This is a genomic window from Xenorhabdus thuongxuanensis, assembly GCF_001908095.1.
GTDB lineage: Bacteria > Pseudomonadota > Gammaproteobacteria > Enterobacterales > Enterobacteriaceae > Xenorhabdus > Xenorhabdus thuongxuanensis.
Genome location: NZ_MKGR01000015.1, coordinates 71,055 through 83,171, shown reverse-complemented (window position 1 = coordinate 83,171; position 12,117 = coordinate 71,055). Strand labels below are relative to the sequence as shown.

Sequence of the window (12,117 nt, the reverse complement as noted above, 5' to 3'; positions counted from 1 at the left end):
TTTTCATCAGGGCTCTTTGAAGCCGAATATATGTTTGCGACTACTGTTGTCAAAAAAGAAAAATAGGTTGCCCACTTGCATTGAGTCGGTGTCCATATAGGTATTTAGAAAAGCTATACAAAAAAGGGCTATTTTCTTCATGTACGTGTATTTAAATTGTACATATTGTGAATCATCAGATTCTTTTGTACTATTTAAATGTGTACAAAAAATAGGAGGACTTAATTATGCCTCAGATTCCAGTAGAAACCAATGACCGTATGTCCTTACGGATTTCTTCAGACGACAAATTGTTGTTGATACGTGCAGCCGCCTTGCAACATACCAATCTAACCGAGTTTGTAGTCCGTAATGTGGTGTCAGTAGCACGAAAGGTCATTGATGAAAATGAGCGATTGGAACTCACCGAGAGAGACAGTTTGCGTGTACTGAACCTTTTGGATAACCCGCCGACACCTAACGATAAGTTAATGGCCGCAGCATTTGCCCTACCAAAGAGGCCATAGTGATGTTACCGATCTGGTATGAAGAGCCTATCAGTAAACATCATGATCGTGCCTCTTTCGACTGTGGTGATTATACGTTGAATCAGTTTTTACATCGCCATGCAAGGCAGAATCACGAGAAGGGTGGAGCAAAAACTTATCTTGCTATTACTGATGATATCAATAAGAAGATACTTGGATATTACACGCTTAGCCCTGCTTCTGTAACTTACGAACGTGTGTCTGAAGTGGTTAAGCGTGGTCTGGCACGTCATGAAGTGCTAGTTTTTCGACTTGGCCGCTTGGCAGTGGATGTTTCAGCACAAAATAGAGGGCTTGGGGGACAATTATTACTTGCCGCAGGACGACGCTGTCTTTTGGTTGCTATGCAAGCGGGTGGTGTTGCTCTTCTGATTGATGCTAAGAATCAACAGGTTGCAAAATGGTATGAGAGTTTTGGTGCAGTCCCGTTATTAGATGCTCCTTTATCTCTGTTATTGCCATTCAAAACCATCTATCTTGCGCTGACCACGGCCGGAAAATTGTAAATGTAACGAAAGTTCTTAGCGCTTGCCACTTACGGTTTAGTGGTGGGAGCGAGTCACTTGCCTGTGTTATCATCTGCGATTATTTGTCTTAAGCCATTCAAGTCATATAATTTACTCGCACAAGATCATTCATTCACACAACATTATTTTTAGTGGGGAACGATGAGCACTAGCTATCTGGCATTTCCTAATATTGACCCAGTCATATTTTCAATCGGGCCTGTATCCCTCCACTGGTACGGTTTTATGTATCTGGTTGGTTTTGTTTTTGCCATGTGGCTGGCAAATCGCCGTGCGGCAAAGCCGAACAGTGGCTGGAACAAAGCCGAAGTTGAAAACTTACTGTATGCAGGGTTTGTCGGGGTTTTCGTCGGTGGACGCCTCGGTTATGTTCTGTTCTATAACCTCCCAATGTTCCTTGATAACCCGCTTTATCTGTTTAAAGTTTGGGATGGAGGAATGTCTTTCCACGGTGGGTTGGTAGGGGTTATCTGCGCGATGTGGTGGTTTGCGCGCCGCACCAGGCGCCACTTCTTACAAGTCGCAGATTTTGTTGCTCCATTGGTTCCCTTTGGTTTGGGGATGGGGCGTATTGGTAACTTTATCAACGGAGAATTGTGGGGGCGTGTTACGCTTGATACGCCGTGGGCGATATTATTCCCTGGTTCCCGCAGTGAAGATATTGCTCTAGCCACAGACAATCCTTCGTTATGGCCTATTCTGGAAAAATATGGTGTCCTGCCCCGCCATCCATCACAGCTATATGAGATGGTGCTTGAAGGCATTGTATTATTTATCATCCTCAATTTATTTATCCGTAAACCGCGCCCGATGGGGAGTGTTTCAGGATTATTCCTGATTGGTTACGGCGCATTTCGCATAATTGTCGAATTTTTCCGTCAGCCTGACGCCCAGCTTGGGTTGTTTGACGGGATAAGTATGGGGCAAATACTTTCTATCCCAATGATTTTGTTCGGAATAGTTATGATGATATGGGCGTATAAATGCCCTGGCAATAAAACTCGCAATAACAAGGTACAAGAGGCAAAATGAAACAGTATCTGGAGTTAATGAAAAAAGTGCTGGAAGAGGGCACAGCAAAAGATGACCGTACGGGGACGGGAACACTCTCTATCTTTGGTCATCAGATGCGTTTCAATTTGCAAGAAGGTTTTCCGTTGGTAACAACCAAGCGTTGCCATATTCGTTCCATTATCCATGAATTGCTTTGGTTCTTGAATGGCGACACCAATGTCAAATACCTGCATGATAATGGCGTGTCTATCTGGGATGAATGGGCTGACGAAAATGGCGATTTAGGGCCTGTTTATGGTAAACAATGGCGTGCCTGGGGCTCTGCGGATGGTCGTCAAATCGATCAATTAACCCAGGTTATTGAACAGTTGAAAAGTGATCCTGATTCACGTCGGATCATCGTTTCTGCATGGAACGTTGGAGAGTTGGATAAAATGGCGTTGGCGCCATGCCATGCTTTTTTCCAGTTTTACGTAGCGGATGGCAAACTTTCCTGCCAGCTTTACCAGCGCTCTTGTGACGTATTTTTAGGGTTGCCATTCAACATCGCCAGCTATGCCCTGCTGGTGCATATGATGGCTCAACAGTGTGATCTTGAAGTCGGTGATTTTGTTTGGACTGGTGGTGATACTCACCTTTATAGCAACCATTTGGAACAGACCAAATTGCAACTAAGCCGTGAACCCCGCGCATTACCTAAGTTAATTATTAAGCGTAAGCCAGAATCATTGTTTGATTATCGATTCGAAGACTTCGAGATTGTGGATTATGATCCGCATCCCGGTATTAAAGCCCCTGTTGCAGTTTAATTCTTAATTTCTTCAGTAAATAAAAAATCACTTCTCTTCTTTTTCCATCCTCAAATCTGAGGATGGAAAATGTATTTACCCTCATTAATTATTTATTCCATTAATTATATTTGTTTTTGTACAGTAAATACATCCTGTAGAGAGCTTGACATTTTTTAATCAATAAGTAGATTAAATGGTTATAACATAAACAGTAGGCGAAATTGACATGTTAAGTAACTCAGTAATTGAATCTTCATTTATGACTGGGCAATTGAATCTGGATGCAATAGTCATCGATATATTAAAATATAATAATGGTTATATTATTATTACGGATAATAGCCCATTTTATCCTGAAAACTATAAGTGGGGGGATCAAAAAAGTGATGTTGGAATTATAGCCTTTAGTACCCATATATTAAATATTGTCAAAACTTATACCGCGGCTATCATTGACGGACAAATTTATATTGGTCAGAATATACCTAATAAATTAAATTCAGAAGATAAACTTATTCCAGCACACTATTTAGAGTCACTAAATGGTCTGGAAGAAAAGGTTATCATAGATAAAAAAATTATTATAGGTAAAAAAGTTGAGTTATCTGTTGATGCAGAAGTCAGACATAAAATAAGTGTAGCGCATAGTATGGCACATTTTATGTCTTTGGCTCTAAACAAGGCGGCTAATAAATATTGGAATAAAAATTATGATACAGATAGTTTAGGCAATTTTAATTTGGATAAAGCATCAATATTTAAATCGTCAATTTCTGAGTTACAATCCGTAGATATATATCGATTTGGTAAATCGATAAAGAAAAAAGGATTTGATAAGACAGCCTTTTTGCAGGACATTAATCGTGTTAATGAAGAAATTAATCTTACCCTGAAAAACTGGCTTTCAACCGGAAGAGAAATACAGGTTGAATACATATCAAAAAATATTGAAGATTTACGATTATGGAAAAGTACTGTAGAAAATCATCCAGTTGTTATCCCTTGTGGTGGGACTCATATAAAAAATACAGAAGAAATAGGGGATTTTAAAGTGGAAATCAGTCTAGGAGAAAGTGATGAATATGTTGTAATCACCACACATTGCCAGTTGAGATCATAAAGATGATTAGCTTTGAATTGATATCCATATTTATTTTATTGGCGTTGCTCTCTTATCTGACACCCGGTCCCGATTGGGCTGTTATCAGTAAAGGCGTATTCAAGAGTAAAAGGGAAGGAATGCTCACTGCATTTGGTGTGCAAGCAGGGTTGTTTTTTCACCTTGTTTTAGGATCATTGGGTGCTACAGTTATTCTGGCGACATCGAAACTAGCTTTTAGTATATTGCAAATAATTGGAGCCTTTTATCTTGTTTATCTGGGAATCTCTGGGTTAAGAGAGATTTATCGCAATAAAAATCAACAACAATCTATTACAGTTTCACAAGATGTCGTCAAACAGAAAAGAAACCCTTTTTTAATCGGGCTTCTGGCCAATGTGTTTAATCCCAAAGTAGCCATATTTTTTATCAGTATTTTGCCTCAATTTATTAATCCATCGCTACCCCCGCTCAGACAAGTTATCATACTTGGGATTATTGATATTATCATTGGTATATTTTGGTGGATTATATTTGTTTATGCACTATCTTATATCCAGAATTTATTTTTAAAAGGAAATTCCCAAATTATCATTGAATCTATCACTAGTGCATTTTTATTGTTATTTGGGTTTATTATGTTAGCAAGTGCTATTTTTATGTAAATAATTTATTACTGTAATATGTAATTTTCTGTCCAAATTTATCTATAGAGTCAGGGGCATCAATATGAAATTTATTGATGCTATTCTTCTTTAAAATAAATGAGGTTAGGTAATGAACGATAGAAGTTTGCTTATTGTATATGATAATTCTTTTTATAATAAATTAGGGAGGGGTAATATTTCGATAAACTCATTTTGTAATATAATTGGTTTTTTAAAAAATTACAATTTCGATGTGTGTAATATAGATGATCATATATCAAAAGGAAATTCTATAAGTGATATTGATATTTTGATTACAACTAATGATGTTTCACAAAATAATATAGATGAACAACCTAATATATCTATCATATTCTCTTTGTCTGAAATTTACTCGCATACTGAAAGTAATTCTATGAACAAAGAGATTATTACTAAAAATATAGAATTTAAGCATAAAAAATATGATTATTTAAATCAGCTTGATGGAGAAATGAATATAAGTTACGGAGGAGAATTTTTCCATTTACATGGTAATTATGTAAGACAATTTTTTGATTATAAAGGATGGCAGAGTTTCATAAATTACGACGATTTTGTTATTGGGTTGAAAAAGAATGAGAACAATAAAAAATTCTATTACCTTGGTTTATTGAATACCTATTCATCATTCTATTTTGCAAAATACGATAATGAGAGATTTTTAAAAAGAGTCATTAAAGATATTATTGACAACGATAAAAAAGAACTCCATTTTAAGTCAGAGAAAAGTTTTTCTAATAATATAAAGGAATATGAAAAATCAGATAATATCCATGATTTATCTAAAATTAAAGGTAACCATATTATTCATATTGATAATGGTGAGTTAATTAAGAAAGGGTTCTATGATGATCCACTGAATAGCCCTTATAATTGTCTGAGTAAATTTCTTTCCGAAAGTTTTAAACGAATAACCTATCTTAACCAAGAGATCATAGAAAATTTATACAACTTTAAAAATTATGGTAATGATTATGGTGTATTGCTATTAAAAGGCTTAAATTTTGATGGTATTTTACCTCCCACTCCGTCACATGCGTTGCATTATCCTGATAAAGGAAATTTTTATGGTGAATTGTGGTTAGCCATGATTTCAGAATTTCTCGGTTGTGCCGTTGGGTATTCACAAGAAAAAAATGGCAACATATTCCAAAATTTGGTTCCCAGTATAAAAAAAGAGTTTCTATTATCATCTGAAAGTTCAAAAAAAGAACTTGATTTTCATACGGAAATTGCTTTCCATCCATTAATGTGTGATTACGTTTTACTATATTGCTTACGTCAAGATCATGAAAAAAATGCTAAAACCTTTACATCAAGTGCTAAGATGATGCTCCGTGACTTGTCTCTAAAAGAAATTAAAATATTGTCTGAGCCACTCTTTATCACAGGAATAGATTACTCTTATGGTAGCCCCAATGGAGTAAAAGGTAATGGTCCTCTGACTTCAATTCTTTATGGCAATCCTAATGATCCTTATATGATCTATGATTTAGATTTAATGAAAGGGCTTAATACAGAGGCTGAATTGGTTCTTGATAAACTTAAAAAAATTGCTAATAAATATAAATATTGGGTTGCCCTTGAAGCAGGGGACTTACTTATCATTGATAATAACCGCTGTGTACATGGTCGTTCAGAGTTTATACCGCGTTATGATGGCTATGATAGGTGGTTATTACGAACTTGTGTGTTAACCAATATTAAACAGGCAAGCTCAGATATTCTTGAAGAGCCTAGAATTATTAATACACGATTTATAGTTTAGATTATTTTATAATAAAACTATTTACACCCAATTTATTTAAATTTATCAAAACTAAATTTAGATTAAAAAATATCAATTAATATAAAAGGAACTATTAAAGAGTAGATTTCCACTCTACTCTTTTTTCTTATGTTATGATTTTTAAATTTAATTTTGTGAGCTGTTACGCAATTAAAATGTAAAAAAGTAACATGTCTGCTTTTTTTTCAAATCTCTTCGCATAATCAAACAGTAGTACTGTTTATTCTGTTTCTAATAGTAGATATTTCAGCTGACCAAAATCTGAACGATAAATAAATCAGGAATAATGACCTATAAATGCATTAATCAGAAAAACGGATTTACATTGTTAGAATTAATGATTGCAATGCTCATCATTTCGATCAGTTTATTATGGGGGTTGTACCATTGGGGGGAATACCAAAACCGCCTGCGTTTGCAATCAGCGGTACATAATGTGTTGTCTTTTATGGAAAGGCAGCAGTCTTTAGCAAATTATTTAAATCAGGAGCGTACCCTATGGTTAGTGATAGAACAGCCTTGGTGTTTGATATCGTCTGTAACCAAAATAGCTGTTTGTGATGAAGGTGATGGGGAGCGAATTTATTCTCCTCACGAAGATGTGTTTTTATCATTTTCTACGACTGATCGCATTGATTTTTATGGGATCAGAAATACAGCAATGCCAGCCAGTTTCACGCTGGCAAACTCAGCAGGTGAAATTAATGTCATCGTTTCTGGACGTGGGAGAATTAGGACATGCAGTAATACAATTAGCTCGTTGCCCAATTGTGAGGGAATAAAAACTCCATGACTCTGACTATCTTCTGTTGTAAGCAAAAACAAGATGGATTCTCTTTATTAGAAATAATGGTAGCTCTGCTAATCAGTAGCGTAATTTTTGTTGCTATGACAAAAACGTATCCAGTTTTATCAAGCCAAATTCTCGATCTTTATCGTAAATATAGATTGCATTATTTGGTGAACAGAACGGCTTATTTAATGGAGAAAGATATTCGGCGGGCAGGTTATTGTCGGGATAGAGAACAATGCAAAGGTGAACCATTGGTGATTAACCATAAAAATACCGAAACTGCTAATTCCTGTTTTATTGTTGCTTTTGATCTCAATTTAAATAACCAATGGGAAAAACCGGGTCACATTGAATCTGAATTTTTTGGTTATCGCTTAAATAACCGAGCTCTTGAGTGGGGGAGAGGGGTGGAAGATTGTCAGGAAAATGGCTGGGAAAGGTTATTTGATCCAAAAGAGATTGTCATTGATACCTTTCATCTTGAGAAATCACAAGCAAAAGGCGGAGTGATTTTTGTTACTTTATCTATTGATGCCCATTGGTTGAAATCCCGAGCAATAGTGTATCGCCATCAAGCCACAATTCGGTTGCGTAATATCAGGAAATAAAGGTATCGGGGAAAAACATATGGCAGATAAGCAACGGGGAAATATTCTGCTGATATCGATAATGATGCTATTGGCGCTGAGTTTGATGATGTTGAAAGCGCTCCATTACCAACAGGAAAGTGCGATGCTTATGATGATGGATGAACAAAATTATTTGCAGGCTTTTTGGCGAGCTGAATCATCACTGATATGGGGAAAAGCGCAGTCATGGCCGATCAATCAGCAAGAAACAGGGACTTGGTTTTGTCTGCAACAAGCGGAATTTCATTTGAAAAGTTGCCTCAGACACTATTCGGACACTCTTTTTTTATTAAAAGGTATTGCTCAATTTGCATCAGGAGAAAAGCTTGAACTTTATCAATGGATGAAACAGATGACCCCTGTAAATCCAGATATACTTATTCCTGTTGAACTGATTCCTATTGAAAGTGGTTGGCTGGATTTTTGCCCTGTTGCTGAGGCTGAATTTTGCTTATGAAAATATCTGGCTTATCTGGACGACAAGGGGGAATGAGTTTACCTGAAGTTATGGTTGCGTCTGCTGTATTTGCGATCTCTTTATTGGGTTTAATGCGTTACCATCAAGCACTGTCAGCTAATTTTCAACAATATTGGGGGCAGCTTAAGGCAGTACGATATGCCCATGATCAGTTGGAACAGTATGAACGTTTGGCAGGCCGGATTGATTTGAAGAAAACAGAAGAAGAGGCAGCCATACAGCGGGGATGGAAAATAGAAGTTCAACGAGAATTTCGTTCCTGGGGGTGTTATCAGGTAACGATTAAGCTGACAGTACATTACAATAAACCCAGTAAATTAGAACGCTGGTTTTGTGCAAGTGGGAGCATTGATGTTTAGAGTTTATCATTCAAATCAGCTCGATATTCTCAAAGAGCTGATGGCGATATTGATCGGGGAAAATCCCCTTTCTGACCCATTTGGCAAAGAAGTGATTTTGGTTCAAAGCCCGGGAATGTCACAGTGGTTGCAGATTCAGTTGGCAGAAAAACTGGGTATTGCTGCGAATATGGAGTTCCCACTGCCTGCAACGTTTATCTGGCAGATGTTTACCAAAGTGTTGCTTGATATTCCCAAAGACAGTGCTTTCAGTAAGGATGCCATGAAGTGGAAGTTAATGACCTTACTGCCAGATTTGTTGATGGAGCCGGAATTTTCAGCGCTCAGGCATTATCTTGATCAAGATATTGATAAACGCAAAATTCACCAGTTAGCTGGCCGAATTGCCGATCTGTTTGACCAATATCTGGTTTATCGCCCCCAATGGTTAGAAAGTTGGGAAAATGGTCAATTAATTGATAGTTTGGGCAGCAACAGCAACCAGTTATGGCAAAAAAGGCTATGGTTTGAGCTGACAGCCTATACCCGTCAGTTACAACAACCTTTGTGGCACCGCGCCAATTTATACCAACGATTTATCTCGGCGTTGGAAGAAGGGAATTTTCCATTGAAGGATCTTCCTCCGCGCATTTTTATCTGTGGCGTATCTGTATTGCCCCCTGCTTACCTGCAAGTATTGAAGGCATTAGGTAAACATATTGATATTCATCTTATGTTTACGAATCCATGCCAATATTATTGGGGAGATATTCAGAGTTATGCTTTTCTTGCCAAGTTAAATAGTCGTAAACCAAAACATTATAAAAGCGAACAATTGCTGGAAAGATTTAAGAACCCCGAAGAGGCTCCATCGCTCTTTAATGCCGAAGGAGAGCAGGATCTGAATAATCCATTGCTGGCATCTTGGGGAAAATTGGGAAGGGATCACCTCTATCTGCTGTCACAATTGGAGCCAGATTCTGATATTCATGCCTTTGTTGAATTAGAGCCTGATTCCATCCTGCACCAAATCCAGCGAGATATTCTTAATCTTGAAGATCATGCACAGATTGGCTCTACAGAAGATTCCTTCAACAACAGTCTGAAAAAGCGTCCATTTTATGGTGCTGATCGCTCACTGACTTTTCACTCATGTCATAGCCCGCAGAGGGAAGTTGAAGTATTGCAGGATCAAATTCTGCATTTATTGGATGATGACCCTTCACTGACACCAAGGGACATCATTGTGATGATGGCAGATATCGATAATTATGCCCCCTATATTCAGGCTGTTTTTGGTAATGCACCTGATGATCGTTATATCCCCTTTGCCATCTCTGACCGTAAAGTTCGTCAGGCACATCCTGTTTTGCAGGCATTTATTACCTTGTTGGATCTGCCGCAGAGTCGGTTTACGGCAGAACAGGTGTTGGCATTATTGGAAGTCCCTGCTTTAGCTAACAAATTCGCTATTCAGGAAGAAGGGTTGCGTTTATTGCGGCGTTGGGTAAAAGAATCGGGAATTTGCTGGGGACTGGATGATGACAATATTGAAGCATTATCGTTGCCCGCTACAGGGCAGAATACCTGGCGCTTTGGCCTGACACGTATGCTATTGGGTTATGCGATGGATAGCCATGCTGGACCGTGGAATGATGTTTTGCCTTATGATGAGTCCAGTGGCCTTGCTGCCGAACTGGCAGGGCAATTGGCCGAGTTTTTAATGGCACTGAATCGCTGGCGTAAAATTTTGAGCGAAGAACAGCGATTGACGGAGTGGTTGGTTATATGTCCACAACTGCTGGAAACTTTTTTCGAAGTGGATGATGAAATTGAATTGGTTCTGGCGCTTATCACGCAGCAATGGCAAAAAGTGATTGATGCTGGCCTGAATGCCCATTACGAAGAAAGCATTCCTTTGGTGTTGCTGCGTGATGAGCTAGCGCTTCGTTTTGATGATGAGAAGATCAGCCAGCGCTTCCTCGCCGGAGCCCTCAATTTTTGCACCCTGATGCCTATGCGCTCCATTCCTTTTAAAGTTGTTTGCCTGTTGGGAATGAATGATGGCGTTTATCCACGTACCATCCCTCCACTTGGGTTTGATCTGATGGCAGAAAAGGCGCAGCGAGGGGATAGGAAACGGCGTGACGATGACCGTTATCTCTTTCTTGAAGCGTTAGTTTCGGCTGAACAATTTCTTTATATTAGCTATATCGGTAAATCGATTCGCGATGATACTGAGTGTAATCCATCCGTATTGGTCAACGAGTTACTGGATTATATTTGCCAGAGTTTTTGCTTATCCGGCGATGAAATGCTGAACGTTGATGACAGCGCCAAAAATGTCAGAAAGCATCTGCTTTCACAGCATACCCGAGTGCCTTTTGCGACAGAAAATTTCTTACCTGGCCATCAATTACAAAGTTATGCCGCAGAATGGTTGCCAGCCGCGACACAACAGGGCGTTTTAGCAACTGATTTTTGCCAGCCGATTGCTTTTGATCGCAGTGAAATAAAAGAAGTTGCATTAGATGAACTGATCCACTTTTATCGACACCCTGTCCGGGCATTTTTTCAGCGGCGACTGAAGGTACATTTTATCATTGAAGAGATGGAGTTACCTGAAGAAGAACCTTTTGTACTGGATAACCTGCAACGCTACCAATTTAACCAACTACTGTTAAGCATCATGATTGAACAGGGGGCACCTGAATCGCTGTTTTACCATCTCCGTGCGTCGGGAGGGTTGCCACATGGTTCTTTTGGTGAAGTTTATTGGATGGAGCAACTGGAATTCATGCAGCCTTTGGCCTCCAGGGTACGTGACGAGAGAATGGCATCCTTTTCCATTGACCTGTATGAGCCATTAGACACGGTGGTGTTGACTGGCAGAATTAATCAGGTACAGCCAGATGGAATTTTACGTTGGCGCCCAGCGAACTTAACGGCCAATGATGGTATCCAATTATGGATTGAACACCTTGCATATTGTCTTTCAGGTGGAAGTAGTGAAAGCCGCATGTATGGAACAGGTAAAAAGGGGAAAAAAGAGAAGGAAGATAAAAAGGTGTCAGAATATCGTTTTTTACCGCTAGAACAGGAGGAAGCGAAACAATATTTGAACCAGATGATAGAGGGTTATTTTCAAGGAATGTCTGAACCTCTCCCTTTGTTTTGCCGAAGTGGCTGGGCATGGCTGGTTGACTGTTTTAATAAGGAAACTTGTGAAATCGATTTTAACGAAGAGGTTCAACAAGGTGCTGAAAATAAATTAATGGAACACTGGCTGGGAACACATGATAGAAAAGGGGAAAGCGCTGATCATTACGTACAACGAGCTTTCCGGCAGGTTGATCAATCACTTTTGGAGCGAATGAAGCGTGAAACTCAGCGCTATTTATTGCCGATGGCACGCTATTCCAATGGATCATTATTTAAATAAT

Annotated in this window: 12 protein-coding genes; all 12 read left to right on the top strand. The window is 38.7% G+C overall.

Annotated elements, in window-relative coordinates; genetic code table 11:
- Nucleotides 1–227: 227 nt before the first annotated feature.
- The 12 genes from Xentx_RS11365 to recC all read left to right on the top strand — a co-directional run bounded on the left by Xentx_RS11365 (nucleotide 228) and on the right by recC (nucleotide 12,116).
- Entirely contained in the window at nucleotides 228–506 is a 279-nt protein-coding gene (locus Xentx_RS11365) for a type II toxin-antitoxin system TacA family antitoxin (RefSeq protein WP_074020356.1), read from the top strand.
- A complete protein-coding gene (locus Xentx_RS11360) occupies nucleotides 506–1,033 on the top strand; it encodes a GNAT family N-acetyltransferase (RefSeq protein WP_074020355.1) in 528 nt (175 codons plus the stop codon). The genes Xentx_RS11365 and Xentx_RS11360 overlap by 1 nt, the downstream gene beginning before the upstream one ends.
- Nucleotides 1,034–1,195: 162 nt before the next feature.
- Entirely contained in the window at nucleotides 1,196–2,086 is an 891-nt protein-coding gene (gene lgt / locus Xentx_RS11355; RefSeq protein WP_074020354.1) for a prolipoprotein diacylglyceryl transferase, read from the top strand.
- Nucleotides 2,083–2,877, top strand: coding sequence for a thymidylate synthase (thyA, locus tag Xentx_RS11350; RefSeq protein ID WP_074020353.1), 795 nt, complete (start codon nucleotides 2,083–2,085; stop codon nucleotides 2,875–2,877). Before lgt ends, thyA begins: the two co-directional genes overlap by 4 nt.
- A 208-nt stretch (nucleotides 2,878–3,085) precedes the next feature.
- Complete coding sequence (locus Xentx_RS11345) at nucleotides 3,086–3,979, top strand: alanyl-tRNA editing protein (RefSeq protein WP_074020352.1); 894 nt, start codon at nucleotides 3,086–3,088, stop codon at nucleotides 3,977–3,979.
- Between the two features lie 2 nt (nucleotides 3,980–3,981).
- Nucleotides 3,982–4,623 carry a LysE family translocator gene (locus Xentx_RS11340; protein ID WP_074020351.1) on the top strand — a complete coding sequence of 214 codons (642 nt, stop codon included), beginning with the start codon at nucleotides 3,982–3,984 and terminating at the stop codon, nucleotides 4,621–4,623.
- A 112-nt stretch (nucleotides 4,624–4,735) separates the two neighbouring features.
- Nucleotides 4,736–6,415 carry a TauD/TfdA family dioxygenase gene (locus Xentx_RS11335; RefSeq protein ID WP_074020350.1) on the top strand — a complete coding sequence of 560 codons (1,680 nt, stop codon included), beginning with the start codon at nucleotides 4,736–4,738 and terminating at the stop codon, nucleotides 6,413–6,415.
- 307 nt (nucleotides 6,416–6,722) lie between these two features.
- Nucleotides 6,723–7,229, top strand: a complete 507-nt coding sequence (locus Xentx_RS11330) for a prepilin peptidase-dependent protein (RefSeq protein WP_244149855.1) — start codon at nucleotides 6,723–6,725, stop codon at nucleotides 7,227–7,229.
- Nucleotides 7,226–7,837 (top strand): prepilin peptidase-dependent protein, encoded by a 612-nt coding sequence (locus tag Xentx_RS11325; protein WP_074020348.1) that lies wholly within the window; start codon nucleotides 7,226–7,228, stop codon nucleotides 7,835–7,837. Before Xentx_RS11330 ends, Xentx_RS11325 begins: the two co-directional genes overlap by 4 nt.
- Before the next feature lie 19 nt (nucleotides 7,838–7,856).
- Nucleotides 7,857–8,315 (top strand): YgdB family protein, encoded by a 459-nt coding sequence (locus tag Xentx_RS11320; RefSeq protein ID WP_074020347.1) that lies wholly within the window; start codon nucleotides 7,857–7,859, stop codon nucleotides 8,313–8,315.
- Nucleotides 8,312–8,695, top strand: a complete 384-nt coding sequence (locus Xentx_RS11315) for a prepilin-type N-terminal cleavage/methylation domain-containing protein (RefSeq protein ID WP_074020346.1) — start codon at nucleotides 8,312–8,314, stop codon at nucleotides 8,693–8,695. Before Xentx_RS11320 ends, Xentx_RS11315 begins: the two co-directional genes overlap by 4 nt.
- Nucleotides 8,688–12,116 (top strand): exodeoxyribonuclease V subunit gamma, encoded by a 3,429-nt coding sequence (gene recC, locus Xentx_RS11310; RefSeq protein ID WP_074020345.1) that lies wholly within the window; start codon nucleotides 8,688–8,690, stop codon nucleotides 12,114–12,116. The genes Xentx_RS11315 and recC overlap by 8 nt, the downstream gene beginning before the upstream one ends.
- The last annotated feature ends 1 nt before the right edge of the window (nucleotide 12,117 follow it).